The sequence below is a fragment of the Fibrobacter sp. genome (genome assembly GCF_045112255.1).
In the GTDB taxonomy this organism is placed as follows: Bacteria; Fibrobacterota; Fibrobacteria; order Fibrobacterales; family Fibrobacteraceae; genus Fibrobacter.
On sequence record NZ_JBGUHR010000118.1, the window covers coordinates 1 to 20479 of the forward strand.

General features: G+C 48.9%; 18 protein-coding genes. 2 read left to right on the forward strand and 16 right to left on the reverse strand.

The features are described 5' to 3' along the window. The first annotated feature begins 212 nt into the window (after nt 1-212). Nucleotides 213-1385: a GGDEF domain-containing protein gene (locus ACJMM9_RS14750; RefSeq protein WP_405328577.1), complete on the forward strand. Its 1173-nt coding sequence runs from the start codon at nt 213-215 to the stop codon at nt 1383-1385. An 83-nt stretch (nt 1386-1468) separates the two neighbouring features. Here ACJMM9_RS14750 and ACJMM9_RS14755 read toward each other — a convergent pair whose 3' ends face one another. From ACJMM9_RS14755 to ACJMM9_RS14770, 4 genes are all read right to left on the reverse strand, one after another. Then, nucleotides 1469-2572 carry a VWA domain-containing protein gene (locus ACJMM9_RS14755; RefSeq protein WP_173465044.1) on the reverse strand — a complete coding sequence of 368 codons (1104 nt, stop codon included), beginning with the start codon at nt 2570-2572 and terminating at the stop codon, nt 1469-1471. Between the two features lie 215 nt (nt 2573-2787). After that, nucleotides 2788-3108 (reverse strand): AzlD domain-containing protein, encoded by a 321-nt coding sequence (locus ACJMM9_RS14760; RefSeq protein WP_405328580.1) that lies wholly within the window; start codon nt 3106-3108, stop codon nt 2788-2790. Next, nucleotides 3105-3815, reverse strand: a complete 711-nt coding sequence (locus tag ACJMM9_RS14765) for an AzlC family ABC transporter permease (RefSeq protein ID WP_405328583.1) — start codon at nt 3813-3815, stop codon at nt 3105-3107. The genes ACJMM9_RS14760 and ACJMM9_RS14765 overlap by 4 nt, the downstream gene beginning before the upstream one ends. Before the next feature lie 178 nt (nt 3816-3993). Continuing rightward, nucleotides 3994-4431: a hypothetical protein gene (locus ACJMM9_RS14770; protein ID WP_405328586.1), complete on the reverse strand. Its 438-nt coding sequence runs from the start codon at nt 4429-4431 to the stop codon at nt 3994-3996. A gap of 102 nt (nt 4432-4533) precedes the next feature. Here ACJMM9_RS14770 and mltG point away from each other — a divergent pair, with 102 nt between their 5' ends. Next, entirely contained in the window at nt 4534-5547 is a 1014-nt protein-coding gene (gene mltG / locus ACJMM9_RS14775; protein WP_254917374.1) for an endolytic transglycosylase MltG, read from the forward strand. Between the two features lie 154 nt (nt 5548-5701). On the opposite strand, the gene ACJMM9_RS14780 is transcribed toward mltG, so the two are convergent. The 12 genes from ACJMM9_RS14780 to ACJMM9_RS14835 form a co-directional block, all read right to left on the reverse strand. Then, nucleotides 5702-7972 carry a patatin-like phospholipase family protein gene (locus tag ACJMM9_RS14780; RefSeq protein WP_405328589.1) on the reverse strand — a complete coding sequence of 757 codons (2271 nt, stop codon included), beginning with the start codon at nt 7970-7972 and terminating at the stop codon, nt 5702-5704. Continuing rightward, a complete protein-coding gene (locus ACJMM9_RS14785; protein ID WP_405328592.1) occupies nt 7944-8951 on the reverse strand; it encodes an ATPase, T2SS/T4P/T4SS family in 1008 nt (335 codons plus the stop codon). The genes ACJMM9_RS14780 and ACJMM9_RS14785 overlap by 29 nt, the downstream gene beginning before the upstream one ends. An 11-nt stretch (nt 8952-8962) precedes the next feature. Next, nucleotides 8963-10636, reverse strand: a complete 1674-nt coding sequence (locus tag ACJMM9_RS14790; protein WP_405328594.1) for a type IV pilus twitching motility protein PilT — start codon at nt 10634-10636, stop codon at nt 8963-8965. After that, nucleotides 10633-11436 (reverse strand): ABC transporter permease, encoded by an 804-nt coding sequence (locus ACJMM9_RS14795; RefSeq protein WP_405328597.1) that lies wholly within the window; start codon nt 11434-11436, stop codon nt 10633-10635. The genes ACJMM9_RS14790 and ACJMM9_RS14795 overlap by 4 nt, the downstream gene beginning before the upstream one ends. After that, nucleotides 11423-12334, reverse strand: coding sequence for an ATP-binding cassette domain-containing protein (locus tag ACJMM9_RS14800; protein WP_405328600.1), 912 nt, complete (start codon nt 12332-12334; stop codon nt 11423-11425). The genes ACJMM9_RS14795 and ACJMM9_RS14800 overlap by 14 nt, the downstream gene beginning before the upstream one ends. Before the next feature lie 20 nt (nt 12335-12354). Beyond that, the gene (locus ACJMM9_RS14805; RefSeq protein ID WP_405328603.1) at nt 12355-12675 is read right to left on the reverse strand and encodes a hypothetical protein; all 321 of its coding nucleotides are present in this window, start codon (nt 12673-12675) and stop codon (nt 12355-12357) included. 194 nt (nt 12676-12869) lie between these two features. Beyond that, nucleotides 12870-13394, reverse strand: a complete 525-nt coding sequence (locus ACJMM9_RS14810) for an FISUMP domain-containing protein (protein WP_405328606.1) — start codon at nt 13392-13394, stop codon at nt 12870-12872. 282 nt (nt 13395-13676) lie between these two features. Then, nucleotides 13677-14432, reverse strand: a complete 756-nt coding sequence (locus ACJMM9_RS14815; RefSeq protein ID WP_088640257.1) for a geranylgeranylglyceryl/heptaprenylglyceryl phosphate synthase — start codon at nt 14430-14432, stop codon at nt 13677-13679. Nucleotides 14433-14665: 233 nt separating this feature from the next. Beyond that, nucleotides 14666-16441: an FISUMP domain-containing protein gene (locus tag ACJMM9_RS14820; RefSeq protein WP_405328609.1), complete on the reverse strand. Its 1776-nt coding sequence runs from the start codon at nt 16439-16441 to the stop codon at nt 14666-14668. Between the two features lie 9 nt (nt 16442-16450). Beyond that, nucleotides 16451-17281, reverse strand: coding sequence for a TIGR02147 family protein (locus ACJMM9_RS14825; protein ID WP_405328612.1), 831 nt, complete (start codon nt 17279-17281; stop codon nt 16451-16453). A 397-nt stretch (nt 17282-17678) separates the two neighbouring features. After that, the gene (locus ACJMM9_RS14830) at nt 17679-19475 is read right to left on the reverse strand and encodes an FISUMP domain-containing protein (protein WP_405328615.1); all 1797 of its coding nucleotides are present in this window, start codon (nt 19473-19475) and stop codon (nt 17679-17681) included. A gap of 9 nt (nt 19476-19484) precedes the next feature. Next, nucleotides 19485-20315, reverse strand: a complete 831-nt coding sequence (locus tag ACJMM9_RS14835) for a TIGR02147 family protein (protein WP_405328618.1) — start codon at nt 20313-20315, stop codon at nt 19485-19487. Nucleotides 20316-20479 lie beyond the last annotated feature (164 nt).

The following is a 20479-nucleotide window of genomic DNA, read 5'->3' on the forward strand; positions in this document are numbered from 1 at the left end:
CGTCGGCCAAGGATGGGGAGGGTGCAGGGAGGGGCCCGTGCGGCCTTCGCAACTCCGAGCTGGGGCCCCGCCCGCATGACGTACATTCTTAAGCTACATCATAAATATTTGGATTTAAAACCTTTCTAAAAGGTTTTGATTTCTTTTCATAAACTCATCATACGAAAAGCTTTCAAATAGTTATATTTCAAGTTAAGGTTTAGGTTGCGAGAATGTCCTACGTAGGTTTAATAGAAATTAACGTCATCTGTATAGTAGTACTTCTTATTACACTACTACAGTTTAAGGATAGTATCCTCAGGCACCTCGAAGAACGCATTCTCGGCTTTACCATCATCGACACCATCATTTACATCGTGCTGAGTACAGTCACGAAAATGCTGTACTCGGTCCACGTGCAAAGCGATCTTTATTCAAGCAACCAGAAAATCTGCGTTATTTACGCCGTCATGTATGCATTAAGCTTGAGTTCGTCGCTCCTACTTGCCCAGCTGTGGTTTTCCTTTATATTCCTCCGCATACGCAAGAGCATCTATTCTTACAAGCACTTGTTTCCGCTGTTTTCGACACCAAGCATCATCGGCATATTCATCTGCATCGGCATCAGTATTTACGGATTTACAAACGACTGCCATACGACGTCGCTCCAGTTCAGAAGGCTTATGCCGTTCCTTATCGGGCTGAACTTCATCTACATTATCGCGACCATGGTTCTTGGCATCCAGCATGCCATCGTGCAAAAAAATTCAACCAACCGAAAAGAAGCGTTCTATCTCTCATTTATAGCCCTTGTACCGAGCAGCGCATGCATCCTTCAGTGCTTCATCCCGGACATTCCGCTCACCGACCCGATTTTCGCGCTCACGCTCCTGCACGTCTACGTCACGCTGTTGAAGTACAGAATCACTTCGGATCCGCTGACGAACGTCAACAACAGGATCAGACTGATAGACTATCTCCAGTACATCACGCAACATCAGGATCCAAGCAAGCGACTGTTCTTCCTGGTTATGGAAGTAGACTACTTTAAGGCTATTGTACGCAACTTTGGTTACGAAATGTCCGACCGCGTGATCGCGGACCTGGCTTCATTTTTCAAGCGCCAATGCCGAGGGCAAAACGCATTCCTGGCCAGAACGGGTGAAAACCAGTTTGTGATCGTCATGGAACGCGATGAAGTTTCTGAAATTGAATCGTTCTGCCAAAAGCTTGTACGCGATTGCGACCGCGACAGCATGCAGTCCGACATCATGACAGCCTGGAAAATCTCTTTCAGCCTCCACTACGCTGAAATTTCGAACATTTCCACAAGCAATATTTCCCAGTTCTTCGCAGAAGCCAAAAAGAACTGCTACAAGCCCGAAACTCCGGCACCGAAGGATTAATTCGGAAGTAGGAATTAGGAAGCAGGAATTTATTTCAGAAGAGTTAATTCCGCATTCCGAACTCCGAATTCCTAATTATCCAATCACGGGATTCTCACGAATCTGGTGTTCGCGAGGACGAGTTCAAGCAGAATGAGGAGTGCACCGACCAGAAGCCACGGGTAGAACTTTTCGGCATAGCGGGCGTAAGCAATCGTCTCAATTTCCGTCTTTTCAAGCTCATCGATTTCAGAGTAAATCTTTTCGAGTTCGGCCTTGTTTTCGGCACGGTAGAAGCGTCCACCCGTCTTTGAAGCAATCGCCTTGAGTACGCCTTCGTCAATGCCTTCCTCAGGCGTGATGTCGCGTTCGCCCCAGGAGATTTCACCCGTCCACGGGTTCTGCTGGAACGAAAGAATCTTGCCAGACTTTTTGCCAACGCCGACAGTATAGACCTTCACGCCCAGGGACTTTGCCACTTCGGCGGCGCGCACCGGCGGGACGACACTCGCGTTATCGCGGCCATCGGTCAAGAGAATCACGACGCGGGACTTGGCATCGGACATCTTGAGCCTTGCAAGGGCGTTCATCAAGCCGTCTCCAATGGCGGTCCTGTTGTTCACAAGCGTATCGCGGGCAAGATCGTCGCTTGCCTTCAAGATTTCAAGCAGGGAGCCATAATCCATCGTGAGCGGGCACTGCGTAAACGAGCGGGCGCCAAAAGCCGAAAGGCCAATGCGGTCGCTATGGCGCTTGCCAATGAATTCGGCAATCACGTCCTGAGCATAGCCCAGGCGGCTGAATTTCCAGTATTCGCCGCGCTTCAAGAATTTTTCAGCATTCATCGTACCAAGCTTTGCCTGTTCGGTGCGGGTGAGCATGTCAAGCGTACCCATCGAACCCGAGACGTCGAGCGCAAGCATGATATCGACGCCATCGGTCGAAGTGTATTCGACTTCCATGGCATTCTGCGGACGGGCAAGCGCCACCACAAAGCAAACAAGAGCTGCCAAACGGAGAGCCGGGACGATATGCCTAAACTTTACACGACGGCTCGGCACGGCCTTCTTTGCAAGCGCAAGCGCCGGGAACTTGATCGTGCTCTTGCGACGCTGCTGGCGGTAAACATAAAGCGCAATCAACAGCGGGACGAACAACAACAGCCAAAAGGCTTCGGGATTTTGAAAATGAAGGGTTCCAATATCCATTTCAGCTCCAAAATAACGAAAACGGTAAATTACACGCAAGAATATACAATTTAGCGAATGCAGAAAACCGCATTTCAATAAAAAATAAATGTTAAAAGGCAAGAGCTTAGTTACTTGTTACTAGTTAGTAGTTACTAGTTAGTAGTTAATAGTTAGTAGTTAATAGAGATTGCGATATAAACATTTCTAGTAACTAGTAACTCTTAACTTCAAACTCACAGAAGCATGAGTCCGTCAACACCGAGAACCGTGAGGCACGAAACCGCAGCGACGGTCACGAGGCCACCGCCGAGGAGCGAAGCGACCACTGCGGTCAAAAGAGCACAGGCGCCCGTCAAACGGCTATCCGTCGCAAAGAAGATGGCAGGCACGGTCATCGCGCTGAGCACGGTATAGGGCACATAAGCGAGGAACGAACTCCAGAACACGCTCTTGAGCTTCTTGCGCAGCAAAATGAACGGGACCGCACGCAAGAATAACGTCACGCCAGCCATCACGAACAGGTAAATCAGGTAAGTCTGCATGTCGATATTCATTTGGTCACCTCGTCATCGGAATTGACGTTTGCCATCGGGAAGAACCACGCCGCAACAAAGGACGCCACGAGCGCACAAATGATAATCGCAAAACCGACAGACACGCCGCTCAGCGGCGGGAAGAACTTGAACGCACAGCTGAGCGCAACCGCAATCACGACGGCAAAAACCGTCGGGCCATGCACCTTCATCTGCGGCACGACAATTGCGACAAACATGCCGTAAAGAGCAACGCCAAGGGCGTTCGTCACTATCGCCGGGAGAATTTCACCACAGATCGCACCGACCATCGTCCCAAGCGACCAGCCAATGTAAGGGAGCGTCGAAAGCCCAAGGAAATATATCGGCGTCACGCGCTTCTGCGACATAGCGACCGCAAAAATCTCGTCCGTGATGCCAGTCGCAAGCAAAAGGCGCTTCACCGTACCAAAATCGGGCGAAACCTTCTGGGACAGGGAAATTGCCATCAGCGAATAGCGGAGGTTAATAAAGAACGTCGCAAGCGCCATCTCGATAAACGTGCCGGCGGCATCAGCCATAATCTGGAGTCCAGCAAACTGACCTGCCGAGGTCAAGTTCGTCATGGATATAAGCGTCACAAGCGGCCACGAAAAGATCTTCGAGCCTGCAATACCAAAAGAGAACGAGACGGCAAAGTAGCCAAGCCCAATCGGGGAACCGTCTTTTAAGCCCTTCAAATAACTCATGAGCGCAAAGATAGCATTTTTAAGAGACTTTTGGCGAGTTTATGCAAATATTTAAATACATGCAAAAATTGTAGGGAGTACGAAGTTACACAAGACACCAGGCAAAAGGCGCAGTTTACCACATAAAAAAAGCCCGCAGCGTTAAGCCACGGGTCAAACATTCCGAAATGTTCAACAACTAGTTTTCGCCGTTGCGCATTTCCATCGTTTCACGGTCCATCGTGTGCTGCAAGTATTCCTTGAAGTCACGGTCGATGTTCACACCGTCAAAGTCGATGTCGTCGTTTTCCAACACGAACACGGCGCTCGGGTTATCGAGCCAGCCCACAATGTCCACGTCTTCCAACTTCATGGACTTGTCGCCAGCCTTCTGGGCGACGTATTCAACCTTGGACTTCGGAACCCAGCCCTGACCGCAGCTACCCTTCACGAGGACTTCGGTATCAGCTTCCTTCAAGACCGTCAGTTCGTCGTTAAAGCCAGCCGTGCAGACAACGGAGCCACCATCTTTTTCTTTGGTGAGTTCCACATCGCCCAGCTTGGACTTAACCTTCTTGGCTGCAAAAGAAGAAGCAACCAGCAAAGCGAAGGCGACAAACATAATTTTTTTCATCATTTTCATAGCGAATCCTCAAAACAAGGGAAATATTCAACAATGCTATACGAATATACCTTTTATTTTGCCAATCCGTTGCATTTTCTTTTAAATTTTTACGCAATGAAGAAGATTTTTTCAATTACCGCCATCATCCTCGTTCTAACTGCTGTTTTTGCGTATTTCCACGTAAATCAACGGTTGAGCGCCGTTTCACTCAACGAAAATACCGTCATTTTGGAGATTCCCAAAGGCAGTTCCCCTACAAAAGTTTTACAAATTTTACAAGCGAAAGGGATCTGGAAAGACGATTTTGCATTCACTTTATGGTGCAAATTGAATAAGCCAGCCCTCAAAGCGGGTTTTTACGAGGTTCCCGCCCACCAGACGCTCGATGAACTAGCCGAGCTGTTCGAAAGCGGCAAAAATGCGGTCCGAAAGGTGACCATCCCCGAAGGTCGAGCCTCCTGGGAAATCCCGGCCTATCTCCAGAAGAGCTTCCCGGACCTCGACACGGCCCGTTGGAACAAACTAGTCCAGGACCCGAAGTTCGCCCGATCGCTCGGCATCGAAGGGAACTCTCTCGAAGGCTATCTGCTGCCGGACACCTACCCGTTCGCCATCAACTCCGACGAAGAATCCATACTGCGACAGATGGTCGCCGCAAACTTCAAGGTTCGCGACGAGATGAAAGCACGTAAAAGTCCCATGTGGGATAAGCTCAAGAACTGGCACCGCGTGTTGACGCTTGCAAGCGTGGTCGAAGAAGAAACAGGCATCCCAGACGAGCGCCCGCTCATTGCAGGAGTATTCCACAACAGACTGGACATCGGCATGCCGCTCGGGGCAGACCCGACAGTGCGGTTCATCTTCAAAAACTTGACAGGCCCTATCTACAAGAGTCAGTTGAACAGCGACAGCCCTTACAACACCCGCAAGTTCCCAGGACTCATGCCTGGACCTATTTCAAATCCAGGCCGCAAGGCGATCGAAGCGACGCTCTTCCCGGCAAAGACCGAAGCGCTTTACTTTGTTGCAAAAGACGATGGTTCGCACACGCATTTCTTCAGCACGAACCTCGCCGACCACAACAAGTACAAGGATGTCGCCGCCAAGAACCGCGGCGAGAAGAAGTAGCGGCGGAGCCGCAGTAGGCGGTAGGAAGTAGACAGTTGGAAGTTGAGATTGTCATCCTCGCATAAGCGAGGATCCATACAGTTCCAACCACGTTTATAAAATGTATGGATTCTCCTTCGGAGAATGACATCATGACGGCTCTAGACCCTATTACCTAAAACAGATTATAGTCGCCGATACGGATAAAATATCTGTAGTTTTTGAAATCCTTCACATCGCCAAAGGTCTCCGTATCGACAATGCGGTTCAGTCCAGCGTAAATCGTAAACGACCGATATTTATAGCGGAGAGCAGGCTCAAACACAAACTTATTTGAATTCAGACGGGCGGTTGACTTGTCCTCGAAATCGTGTATATACGCAAACGAAAGCCAAGCGCCAAATCCATGACGCTGAACGCCGCCATTCACGCGGATCATCGCATACCCATGCGTCGAAAGCTCCGGGTCAAGCCAATCTTCAGACCATGGCGTTGGCGTCACATGCAAGCGATAGCGATCTTCCATTGCCGTATTGCCAAAGTTTTGAGGGAACTTAAAGCGTCCCCCATCGCGGAACGCAGAAAGCCCAACAGCAGCCCCGACCGTCACCGAGGAATTTTGCGTCGGCGCATAGGAAAAACGCCCATCCAAAGCGTACGTTCCATAGATTGGCCCCCTCTGATGGAAACCGTAACCAATCAAGTTTAAGCCCAGATACGCATTCGCAGCGAATCCCTTTGACGCAAACCAGTCGTCGTCTTCACCGTTCAACAAAGAATAGCGAACGCTCTGCGTTACAGGACTCGTCTCGTAGTTGGAACTCGAATTCTGAAAAACATCGTCATCGTCAAAAAAGTCCATTTCAGGCAACGCAAGCGGAGACAGTTCAAACTCGCGGTTCCCAAACAAGAACTTCAACTCGATAGACTGCATTTTATCAAACGCATATCTTGCCGACAAGAAGAGATCATTGCGCGTTTCGTACTCAAAACGATTTTCTTCGTAAACATTGTCGTTTTCAAAAGCCTTTAAAATACGAAGCTTCATCAAGTCATAGCCAAAACTGAATTTCCAGCGATAACTGATCAAGTTCGAAAGTTCAAGGCGCGGCCTAAAGCCATAAGACGAAGTCCCGTAAAAGCCAGCAAGTTTCAGATTTATTTCCATCTGGTTCACGTAATTGAGGGTCACCTCGCCATAGGCGTTCGCCCCATTAACATTGGAGCCAAAACCGCCTGCGGCCACATCCAGCGTCGGATGAACCCCTACATCAATCAAAAGACAGCCATCAGACTGCATGCTGAACGAGATGGTATCATAAGGAGCTTTAGACGCGATAGAATAAGCAAAATTGACCGGGGCTGTAAAGCCAGTATCCTTGGGATTCCAGTAAGACAGGACCGATGAATGATGTTCTGCAGAAAGGCTATCAAACATCGGATTAAATTCAAACCACGCTTCGGATTTTTGCTTTTCGCCATATTCCCTGCGACCATCGACTGTAGGAATAATATCGCGCAAGCTACGCTCCACCGCCGAGAATCCCACCTGAATCATGGACTTGCGAGATGTATCGCGAATAGAATGGGTCCTTATAAAGATGCCTTGGTCCACAAGCATCGACAAAACATTTTTCTTGATAGTGCGCGTTTCCGCATTTCCATCAACATCAAAGCGAACAGGGTCAGCGACAACAATCAGCGAAGCCTCTTGCTGATTCTTTGTTTGCGGAAGAGCCAAGTACGGACAGAGTTCTCCAGATTTTTCATGCCCAGAAAGCGGCAGTGAACTTACAATATCTGCATACGATGGATTTTCCACAACGCTATCGCACGTGAGAAGCGTAAAGGGAATACGGTAAGTCCCATGCTGGCGGTAAAGGGATTCTTCAAAACGGAGGCGAGAAAGCGAACGTTCAATGGAGGCGGTATCAGGGACAAGTGCATGCATGCTCCGATAAACATGCCCAGCCGTATCGGCATAGAACGAAAATCTCTGACGGAGCGAAGGAACGCCATCCAATGAGACCGGGAGCTTAAACGCGTCATGTTCCGTCTTTGCATGGATCGCATTAACCCCTAAATAATCTGCAATGTACGAATCGAGCATCAAGCGCTGGATATCGTCAATCGAGACGCCAAGCGACCACAAAGCTCCCATCCAGGCGCCCCACGATGTAGCCACGATGGAATCGACAGGGATCTTGTATTCTTCCAATGCATACAGGACACCCAGATGAAACCACGGGGAGCGCTCGCCACCACCCAGGTAAAGCACAGTCTTAGTCTTCTTGGCCTGGAGTGAATCAGGCACCAGCTGCATGGCGCTCAAAAGCGTTTCATCAGCAGAATGCTCCGCCTGCACAGGCGCCACATAAACGGAGGCAACAAACGCCACCGTCACAAGAAGTGATTTTTTAAGCCAGCCGAGCGGGATTGGAAACATACCTACCTGCCTCTTCGGCAGTCACATAGCCAGAGCGAACAAATTCAGCCAAGCAATCGTCCATCAGGAGCATTCCTTCGGATGAAGAGGACGCCATAACAGACGGAAGCTTGAATTGTTCGCCACTGCGAATGTGAGCAGCCACGTTTTGCGTGTTAAAAAGGATTTCCCAGGCCGAAACGGCGCCACCGTTTTCAGCAGCCGAGGGCAAAAGTCTCTGCACGACAACAGCCTTGAGAGCTGCAGCAAGCATTGTACGGACAAGGTCTCGATTTTCAGGAGTGGCAGCAGAAAGGAGAGCGTCAATAACACCAACGGTGTTACCAGCCGTCACGTTCATGACCACCAAGGCGCCCGATTCCGCGGCACGTAAAACGGAAATCAACGAGGAGCCGTCAAAATCGCCAAGCCAGAAAAGATCCGTTCCACTGCGAAGGCCCTGCTCCAGCTTTTCGGAAGTCGAACCAACCGTGTTCACGAGCTTTAAGCTTTCGCCCGTTTTCACAGACAGCTCATGACCTTCATCCAGATCGCAGAACCGCAAAATGCTAGAACTGCACAAAGCCGAGACATAAGACACCGCAGAGACCGTCTTCCCGGAGCAGGCTGGCCCTGCAAAAATCACGAGACCGGAACTGAGACCAAGCAAGCTATCGAGAGCAGTAGGTGCGCCAAGCGCCGTAAATTCCGGGCATTCAGCCATAAGCGGGCGGAAAATCGCCGCATTGCCATGCGCTTCACGGAAGTACTTCACGCGCCACTTGGAGTTCACCCAAGGGCCACCGACAAAAGTACCAGACTCGCCATCAAGCGCGCCTAAAAATTCAAGCAAGGAGCCAAACGGAAGTGCAGAAGATTCCGGAACTGCACAGACGCGGCCTGCAAAGCGGACCGCCGAAGGAGCGCCCTCGGTTACAATCAATTCGCTCGCCCCGATGTTCAAGGCGTATTCCAAAAGAGATTCAATTTCTGATGCCATGATGAACCTCGCTAAACCTTGCGGTAAGACGCAAAACGGCGGCTGTCGTTTGCACGTTTCCAGGCTTCAACGCCTTCGATGTAACCGGACTCGACGCACATCTGCAAAGAATCGTCGAGCGTAATACCTTGATCTTTCTGGTTGCCAATCGCAGAGAGGATCTGCGACACATCGCATTTGCGGATCATGCCCGCGATTGTCGATGTCACCTTCATCGCTTCGGTTGCGAGCACAAGACCCTGGTTTTCCCGCGCCGGAATCAAATGCTGCACGATAACGCCCTTGAGCTGGTCGGCAAGCGAACACGCAAAGGCGGCTCGGTTCTCGCTCGGCACGGACATGAGGAGGCGCGAAAGGAGAGCGTTGATATTGTTGCCGCTCGCGACGGCAAACACGAGAGCACCCGCGTTTGACGCCTGCATGAGCAGGGAAAGTTCTTCCATCGTTTCGAGATGGTCAAAGAGAATCACGTCGGCGCCGGTGCGGATGGCAAGTTCGATGCCAGCGGTACCGGTGCGCACATGCAAGCCGACCTCGCGCTGGGCGATGGATCCGTTCGGATTCTGGAGCAATCGTTCAATCGGCTTTTCGACCGTCTGGATGAACACCTGGCGGTTCGCGGCAATGCACTCGGCAAAGGCGGTCATCGTCGTGGAGCGGCCGCTCGACGACGGCCCTGCAATGAGCACAAGCCCGCTATTGAGCGTCGCAAACTGCATGCTGAATTCGGGCAAGTAAAGGTTCTCAAGCGCGACCGACTCCATCGGAATAATGCGGATGGAGATGCTCGGCGTAACATCGTTCCACGTCACGGAAATGCGAGCGCGGCCAACACCAGGGAGGCCCATCGTTTTACTGAAATTGCGGCCAACCACAATCTTGTAGCCGTCCGCAAAGCCTTCGGCAGCTTCGGCCAGGCGGTCCATCAAGTGCGTCTTTTCGAGCGCCTTTTCGGATGCGATAAAAAGCATACCCGACTGGCGCATGGTAATCTGGCGGTCGGCGTAAAGGTAGACATCCGTGACATTAAACTTGCGGGCATAGGCGATGATTTTTGCAAGCGGCGTAAGCGGGTGCAAGACATCGGGAGCTTCGACGGCATCGCCTTCGCCGGTGGCAACGGCAAACTGTGCCGGGAGTTCTCCGGTCGCCGTTTCTTCGGCGGGCGTTTCGCTTTCAACCGGAACCTGCACACTCGCCATACTCGTGGTTTCGAGACCTTCGACCTTTTCGATGACGACCGTCGAAGAAGAGGCTTCGCCGTAAAGGCTACTGTTGCCTTCAATCTTTATGGCAGGCTCTTCCGCCGGCTGCGGAGCAGGTGCGGGCTGCACAGGGGCGGCATGATGTACCGGGGACGATGCGGGACGCACCGGCGTTGAAGCAGAATGCGCAGAAGCAGATGAAATTGCTGCGGAATGCGCAGGAGCAGCGGCAGACGGAGACGCCGCGGGCCTTTCAACAGTTTTTTCCATCGGCTTTTCAGCGGGCTTTGCATTTTTCGCTTCAAGGTTCTTCACAAAAGCAAGAACCTTATCGTACATGGACTGTTTCAAGATTCCCGCACGAACAAGAACCTGACCGATATCCATCGAGTCGGAGATTTCGCCCCAGTGGGCCTTGACCTGGTCCTCGGACACAACCTTGTTGTGCACAAGAACCTTTGCCATGTACTGATTTCTCATAAGAAATCCCTCCGGCTAAACCACCAACTTGCGATGGCCAAAAATACGCCGATATAACCGAGTGCATAGACGCTGTTCCAGAACACATACATGTCCGGGAGCGCTACCCCATGTACCACATAGTTCGTCACGTTAAAGCGATAAAGTCCAGGGAACACGGCGTGAATCACGACCGCCGCTTTTTCAAGAATGGCAGAAGAAGCGCCTTGCAGTTCGCCCATGCGGCTTGCGAACTTGACCTGTTCCAAGAGCTGGTCGCTCAAGTGGCCCGCAAAATAAACGCCAAGCGTAAAGAGCGCCGAAAGCACCGTGCTACTGAAGCTGCTAAACAAAAGCGCCACAGCAATCACGACCGCCATCTCGCAAAAGATGAGGTAAATTGCCGTCAGGAGGCTCACCGTCGGGGTAGAACTTGTAATCCACAGAATCGCATAGTAGATTCCCGTAAGGAGCACGAGATGCACCGCGACAACCGCCAAAAGCCCAAAGTACTTGCCCACGATAAACGCGGCACGGCTAATGGGTTTTGAAAGAAGCGTGAGCACCGTGCGCCTCTGGATTTCCTTTTGCACAAGGCTAATGCCCACAAAGATGGAAATCAGAAGGCCCGAAAGGCTCATCACGGAAAGCGTCGTGGACTTGATGACGTAAGCGCGGTCAAACACCGACCACTCGCCAAGCACAATGCTAAAAAGCGTAAGCGCAATCGCCAAAAAGCCGATATTATAAAGAATCTTGTCGCGAATGGATTCGCGGAACGTATTGAGGGCAATAATGCCAATATGCTTAAGCGTCTGCACGGGCAATTTCCTCCGTCAAAATATCTTCAAGACTCGGACGCTTGTGGTCCATCTTTTCTACGGCAATCCCGTTCGAGAGGCAAAAACCGAGCAAACGGTCGCGAGCGACATCGTCGGCGCAGATGTATTCTTGCGGGTGACCCGTTGCAGAAACGCCTCGTGGCAAATCAGCACCGAGAATCGCTTCGCGTGTGCGGATGTGGTATTCGACGCCGCAGGATTCCGTGATGTCATCGACAGTTCCTTCGCGGACAATCTTGCCATCGACAATCATCGCCACACGGTGGCTGATGCTTTCCACGTCGCTCAGCAAATGGCTCGAATAGAAAATCGTCACGCCATCGCGGTTGAGCTGCTGGATGGCCTCACGCACGTCGCGGCGCCCCATCGGATCAAGGCCGCTCATCGGTTCGTCAAGAATCAAGAGCTTCGGCTTGCCAAGAATCGCCTGGGCAATACCTACGCGCTGCATCATGCCCTTGGAATACGAACGCAAGCGGCGGTCGATCCAGTCCTTGTTCGCATGCAAAAGTTCAAGCGCCCAGCCAATGCGGGATTCGAGTTCGGCCCCCTTGAGGCCCACGAGCTTCCCGTAAAAGCGCAAAAGTTCACGGCCCGAGAGGTAATCGTAAAAATACGGCTGTTCCGGAGAATAACCGATAAACTCACGACTTTTCACATCGCGCGGGCTGATGCCATTCACGAGCACCTTGCCCGAATCAAAATTCAAAAGCCCTGTTAAAACCTTGATCGTGGTGGACTTGCCCGCCCCGTTAGGCCCAATAAATCCATACACCTTGCCCGCCTCGACATTGAAGCTCACGTCCTTGAGCGCAAGCTTTGGCTTCATCGTAAAGCCACTGCGATACGTCTTGTGCAGGTGTTCAATTTCAATCATCAAATCACTCATACACGCAATCACTTGTTAGAATTTTCGTCGGAATCGCTAGATGCGCCTTCACGAGAGTCGTCATCGTCAGAATCGCCGAGGCCAGCTGCCTTGTAGGATTCCTCGATTTCACGACGGCGACGGTCCGCCTTCTCCTTCTTGTTGATGAAAAAGTAAATGACAGCACCGACCAAATACACAATAATGCCCGAGTAGAAAATCGGGTTGATAGACCTGCCCTCAAGACCGGGGAAAACGTTCAAAATAATCTCGTGGCCAAAAAGCGAAAGCAGCACCAAGATAAAACCGAGCGCCCTCAGCACATGAGTGACAATCACAATTTTTTGCATCGTAAACCTCTAAACGATGCCGTACAACCCGCACGGCATTCACATTTTGAATATATGTATTTATAGATAAAAAAGGCGAGCAAAATTGCGAATATCGCGTGATTTTAAGCAAAATACACGCAAAAAAGGCCTTGCAGCGATTAGACCGCAAGACCCTTTTGTTATGATTGAGCTAAGAGGATTGTATTTTAGCGCTATTTCGCCTTGACGCAACGGACAGAGGCAGCGATGGTCTTATTGTAATGTTCGTACGTTACTTTGTCCTGTACACGGACCATCACGGCGCGGGAATCATCAAATTCATCGGCAGTCCAGAAGCTTGCGCTCACATTTTCGTCGGCAAACTTGCCATCGTAATAGCGGAAGCCATCCTTGCCAATGTTGAGAGCCTTGAAATCAGCTTTTTCGAAGTCAGACTGTTTCGGGAGTTCCCAACCTGTGGGGCATGCTTCCTTGGCGGATTTCCAGTCATAGAGGCGGCCATACTTTTTGCAGTTGTCGAGGTTATTGCCGTAGCAGTAGCTGGAATCAAAATTCAGGAGGTTTGCGTTTTCGGCCATCCACACGCGGTCACCCGTTTCGACGGTGGAATAGGTCTGGCCTTGGCATTTGAGCGTCTTGGCGGATTCATCGTAATGGCAGTTTTCGACTTTTTCGCATGCAGTAAATGCAATCGCGGTGATAAAAAGAGCCAATACGGCAACGAACTTGAACTTCATATGTTCAATCTCCTTAAGATTGTTTTGGGCACCTCCATTTCTAGAAGCTGCCATTAATGAATTTTTCAAGAGCTCTTTTTTTTCGGGCACAAATGTAGCTGGAATTAGCCGTTTTGACTAATACTTTCTTTCGATTAGATTCATAATTATTTTTTATAGATCAAGGCTTTTTTATAAGAACAAGATTTTTTTCAATTGCTACATAAAAAGGCGACCCCGGCATTGTAGCCGGGGTAACAAGTGTAATGATTTTGCATCTGAAAGGTTATAAAAGCGAGCTTTTTAGCCTTTCACGTGGATAGCGGCGGCGAATTCTTTCAGGAGAGCCGGATCGTTGACTTTTTCCCAGAGGGTGCCGGTGACGATAATCTGGGCGCCGGCGGCAACGCGGACGGCAGCGGTCTGCGGGTCCTTGATGCCACCACCTGTGATAATCGTCATCTCAGTTGCCTTGCGGGTGTAGGCAATGTGCTCGACCGGCACAGGTTCTTCTGCACCGCTACCGGCTTCGAGGTAAACGTAACGCATGCCCATGAGTTCTGCGGCGATAGAGTTCACCATGCTGAGCTTTGGCTTGTTGGCCGGCACCGGCATCGTGTTGCTGATGTACTCGACCGTTGTGCGCTTGCCGCTGTTGATGAGCTGGTACGCCGTCGGGATCGCTTCCATGTTGAGCGCACGTACGAGCGCACCACCGCGCACCTGTTCATCGATGAGGTAGTTCGGATTGCGACCGCTCACGAGCGTCATGAAAAGCATGGCGTCAAAGCCAGGAACAACCTGCGAAGCTCCACCCGGGAAAAGAATCACCGGCAAATCGACCGTAGCCTTGAGGGCCGCGACCTGTTTCGGAAGCGTGAAATTGCCGAGGTAAGAACCGCCGACCAAAAGCAAGTCCGCACCATTTTCCGCAGCCATCGAGCCAGCCTTGACAAAGGCGGCCTCGTCCGAAGTATCCGGATCCAAAAGCACAGCAAACAATGCCCCACGCTTCTCGATTTCTGCATTCAAACGGAGTTCAGTCTTACCTGGTTTCATAACAATTCCTTTTTACGCATAATGCGCTAGATAGAGTAAAGATACAATATTTCCACAAGGAGATTCTTGGTCAAGCCAAAGTAACATCGCAAATCAAGATTTCACCGGATCCTTCAAGCTTTCGCCCTCAGGATGACTAGGCGCACAAGTACGACAAAGAAAAAGAAGGCGGGCCGCAGCCCGTCTCCTATCCCTCTTTCCTCCTTATATGTACCCAAGCACTATTAGAGGGATTAATTCTTGATACAGCGGACAAACAAAGACCTGTATTCCCCTGAATACCCTAAAACAAAATCAACAAAAACAAAAGACGGAACATTCTCAGGGCCACCTGGACGCGTCCTATACATCTCGGTATTCACAGGAATCGCAATATAATTGCTTGTCACAATTTCCATCACCTGTTCGGCATCACCATCGTTTTTTGGCCTTACAACATTGTACAAACCCAAACCCAACGGTTCTTCAATCGACGGCGTCGCCGTCAAGTAATCACCTTCATCAACCGTTATATTCCATAGACGATCAACATTCTGAAGCAAGGTTTCCCAATCATCAAACGTAGGAATCCGCCACCCTTCCGGGCATACGCCTTGCACAACCGTAGCACTATCAAAAAGTAGCGTTCGATAATCAAGAATGCGCTCATCCCTAGACATACTTCTTTCACACCATTCTTCAACACTCAACGAATACGGAACATCTTCCCCAGTGGAGTAAAATTCTATGCACCTTTCGACAGAAGCAAAACTGCTTTTAAAAATTTTATCAACCATTCCTGTCGCAACTTCCCAATCATACAGACGACCATATACATCGCAGTAAAATTCGTCATCATCAAAACAAGATGTCTTTTCTAATTCAACACCGTTATATTTCAAGTTTTCCGCCATCCACGTCTGGGTCCCATTTTCAAAATTAATAGTGACCGTTTTGTAAATGTTTCCATCTCGAGAATCCGTTACCGTTCCAAATTCATGATCAACAACTTTATTTGATATATGCCAATTTTCTGAACGGCACACGATACGATACCCACGCTCATTAGCATCAACAACAGCCCCCTCCCGCGACGCGGTACATCTGCCAACACCAAGAACCGCAGACAAAACACCCGCAAAGTACTTTTCCCGCAACAACATCGATTGATACTCCATAGCCACCCGTTCACCAGCCCGGTCAAAGAAAGCTCTCGGAATGCTCAGCATCTTTTTCAAGAATTCCACATGACGAACAACATCTCTAACGAATACGCTCTTTTGATTATCGCTCATGCCAGCATATGGATTTTCTTTTCCAAGAAGAGTATCAAGCGATATTCCGTATAAATCACTTAAAACACCCATTATTACAGATTCCATCGCCATGTAATCATCATCACGTTCAGGAAATTCGTATATTCCTAGAGCGTCAAGGGCTTCGCGCCTCACTTGGCGTTTCGCTTCTTCAAAAGACATACCTGATTTTAAAAGAGTACTCAACCGATAGTTTTCTACAAATGAAAACAAATCCAACGTGATTGAAAGCGTGTCCCGGACATCGACAATCGTGCTAAGGCTATGGCTGCTGAAATAAGAATCAAGTCTTACAACTTCATCCTTATTCATCTTAACAACCATCTTCGCATACGGAGATTTCAGCGTTACATCTCGAAATTTAAACTCGCCATTATCATTATCAACAGTATCTGTAAAAGAAACTCCAGTCATATCAAAAGACTCCGAATCTAGTTCATAAAGCGTCACTACAGAACCTTTCGTGAAACCACTCAATGGAATGCGGACTTGCGTCGTATCTGAGTTCACTCTGCCCATTCGAACTTTTCCCGTCACCGATATATTTTTCAGCATAGCAGTTTCTTCCGTGAAGCCGCCATCGTGCGCAAGCGTAGACGAATTAAAATCATCGGAACAGCCCGAATACGTCAACAGAAGAGCAACTGCGATAACCAGGCAGAACAAAGCTTCTGCAAAATCACGCCACAGCGCACTTTGACTCGATTTTTTCATGATATCCTCCTAATCCTTTTTAACACTCTTTTTTGTCATCGGAAAGAACTGCACGTTCAAGCGATAAACTTCGTCAACGGCCTCGCTCCTTGTCGCAATCGAAATAATCCTTTTGCGGAAAGCAGCAATTTCTTGGACAATTTCATCGTAAACATCTTGCGTGATGCCAAGCGTAAGGCCAGAAAAATGGCGTTCGTTCTGCGGCACCCCCTCAATCGCTTCGAGTGCGAATTCGCCCATTTGACGGTGCATCCCGCGAACCGCCACAGGCGTCACTTCCATCGGGCCCGTAGACACACCTGTTTCCGTCTGCACATAATTTCCCTTTTCATCCTTTTGAAGGAAATTAGACTTGAGCAAAAAATGCAGAGACTCACTGACTTCGGCAGCCGTAATTTCAGGACGGCATGCTTTCGCAAGCGCCAGCGGTTTTGCCCCGGGCATGGCCGGCGCAAGTTCACGGAGTACCGGATTTTTCCAGCTATCAAAATAGCGGAAGGAATCGCCTTCAACAACCCTCACTTTGTGGATGTCGGCAATTGCAAGCATTCTATTGAAAATGGACTTTTTCTCTTCGTCCGTTTTTGCATGGTCGAGCTTGACCATTTCGCAAAAGTATTCCTGTTCATAGCCCATTAGAGACATCGCGGAGGCCACACGGACAGCCGCGTCTTCACTGAGATTGGAACGCCCTTCGCTCACATACTTCAGGAACACCGGCGAGGAAAACCCAGCCGCCCGCGTAAAAGTCTGCCAAGTAAACGCAGATTTCGCCTTTTTCTCGGCATAGTAATCCGCAATATACTGGTGATAGTTCGTGTACTTAAGTACATCATTCATTTGTTCCTCCTAACACAAACAGCCTATCGGATCACAAGCCCGCGCCGTTTCTGAATTGAAATATAAAACAATTATTTTAAAAAGTCAATAATTTAAGGATAAATATTTCGTGTTTTTAATAAAAATTAAGCATTTTTACAAAATTCTATATAAAAATACAGTATTTTAAGAATATAAGCAAAATAAATACGAGTATTATAAAACCTTTTAACGGAGGACGACCTCGGCCGCGACGTTCACCTTCCGAGCCACCCTTCCGCAATTGTATAACGAGAAATAACGGATTCTTCCGCCTTCGGCGTCAGAATGACGAATGTTAGAAACAAAGACTGACAAAAAAAAGAAGGCGGGCCGCAGCCCGCCTTCCCTTTTCCTCCTAACAAATGTTTTAAGCGATTTAGTTTTTGATGCAGCGGACTGCGGCAGAAGTATTTGGCGCATGAGGACTAAAATCATATTCCCCGCCTTCCACTCTCTTTACAAAGCCATGCTTGTCCGACAGCCCTAAACTAAAGCCATATGGCTTCCAATTGAAAACTTCCAACTTATACAGAGGCACATCCGCTAAAATAAACTCATTGGTGTACATAAAGGTTTCTAAATACACAAAACGAATATCATCTGCAATGCTAGCCTTGATCCAGCCTTTCAAATCAAATCCCGTAGCAGTAGCATCATAGAGCGCTGGCAAAACTCCATTTTGCTCAACACCATACCGCGCTCCCATATTTTGCAACATCGTTTTCCAATCTTCAAATGTCGGGATCCTCCATCCATCCGGGCAAACGCCCTGATACGCATTATGATTAGACGGCGTTATATAATCCGTATAATTCCACGTCCAGGATTTCTGAGAATACCCTTCAGACGATCCAGACTCTGCAAAATACGTCGTATCTCCCAAAGAATCGACTGTATACATCTTTATATCATCAGCCCCAATATTCATCGCGGCCTTCCATTGATACTCATGCCCATATATACTGCAATTTGCATCATCTAGTTTTTCTCGATAGCAATATATATTTCCAGACAAATTCGCTCTCAACGAACTATCAACGTTCAAAGATGTCGTATCCACGAAATCCAGATTTTCCGCCATCCAAGTTTGAGAAACATCGCCCCAATTATATGTCACCGTCTTATAAGTTTTTCCGTCTCGCGAATCGGTCATAGAACCCACGGTGTGCTCGATTGTCTTAAATCCCAAGGTCCACTTTCCGGAGCGGCAAACAACAGACACTTTACCGAGAACGACGTCGATTTCAGCCACCGCATTTTCGCGATCATCCGAACACCGATCAAGACCTTTCGATCGAGCCAAATAGCCTACCTTATAGTCTATCATTTTTTTCGAATTCAAATAATACTGTTCCCGGGTTTCACCTTGACCGATAAACAGCTTCGGCGGTACCGCATAAACAATCATAGGGTAGCTTGCAAAAAAATCCCTATACACATCAAGCACATCCATTCGAACAAGCTCATTCACAAAAGCCAATTCCGAATTTTCGCCCATCAAATTTTCAAAGGAACCTAGATTCTCATATATCCCAAAATTTTCAAGGATTTCGCGTTCGGCCAATTCATTCGCTTCAGCAAAAGACTTCCCTTCAGCAAAATGCTTTTGCAATAACGGGATTTTCAATGTTGTCAAAGTGCTAACGCTTACCTTTTTCACATTCCGCAAATCCACAAGAGCCTGCTGCACCTGCAAATAGAAAGGAACGTCCACAGTATCCATTGCGCTTTCAAGCAAAGTCGAATTATCCTGGTAAAATACACCAAGTTCCCGGCAACCTTCCGTATAGCATGAATCCAAAGTTTCAATCAGTACATACGGGCTGTTCAAAGCCAGCGATTCAAACGCAAAACGACCGCTATCGTTATCCACGGCACCCGCAAAAGAAAGGCCCGTTTTTTCAAGAGTCAACGAATCCAGCTCATAAACGGTCACTTTTGCGCCTTTCGCCGCAAATACGGAACCTTCATATTCCGAAGGATTGCTTTCCGAATTTGCCGAATCAGCAACTTTCATCAACTTCGGGTAAATATTGCCAGCCTGTCCAACAAAAGCATACATGCCCTGATCCTGTTCGGCACCGCCCATCGCACCAAGCGAACCATTTTCGTCTGTGCAAGCCGCATAAAGGAGCGCCATCAGCGCAGCCAAAGTAATTTTGTTGAAATTCATAGTTTCCTCCTAGCCTTTATTAACACTCTTTTTTGTCATCGGGAAGAGCTGCACGTTCAAACGATAGACCTCGTCTGTTGCAGATTCGCTCGTCGCAATCGCAATGACGCGCTTTTGAAAATCGGCAATTTCCTGCACGATTTTTTTATACGCTTCACGGGTGACGCCAAGCGTAAGCCCCGAAAAATGACGTTCATCCTGCGGGACATTTTCAATTGCGCCAAGCGCGATTTCACCCATTTGGCGCTGCAGTCCGCGAAGCGCGAGCGGAGCAAAATTCATCGGACCGCTCGTCACGATTTTATCCGTCTGGGTGTAATTCCCGTCCTTGTCCTTCTGGAGCAAATTCGCTTTGACGAGAAAATTCAGCGTTTCAGAGACTTCGGCCGCCGAAACTTCGGGACGGCAAGCATGCGCCATCGCCAAGGGCTTTGCTCCTGGCATTGCCGGAGCAAGTTCACGGAGCACCGGATTTTTCCAGTCTTCAAAAAAGCGGAAGGACTCGCCATCGACGATTTTCGCTTTGTGCGATTCCGCAATCGAGACCATCTTGCTGAACGCGGCACGTTTTTCGTCGTCATTCTTTGCGTGATCAAACTTGACCATTTCGACAAAGAAGTCGCATTCAAAATCGGCAAGAGATATCGCAGAGGCCACACGAGCCGCAGCTTCGGCGCTCAAGTTGAAGCGCCCCTCGCTCACATATTTAAGGTAGACAGGCGAAGAGAACCCCGCCATTTTGGCGAACTCCTGCCAAGAAAACGCAGTCTTCGCCTTTCGATCGGCGTAGTAGTCTGCGATATACTGGCGGTAATCCGTATATTCAAGTATATCTTTCATTTTTCCTCCTAACAAGCGACCTCTTTAAGCCGGATCGTTTGCTGATATTCTAAATATAGATCATTAATTTTCAAAAATCAATAGTTTTACAATATATTTTATTAATTTTTATAAGAATTTTGAAGATTTTTAGTTGTAATTATAAAATTGAAGATTTTCACAAT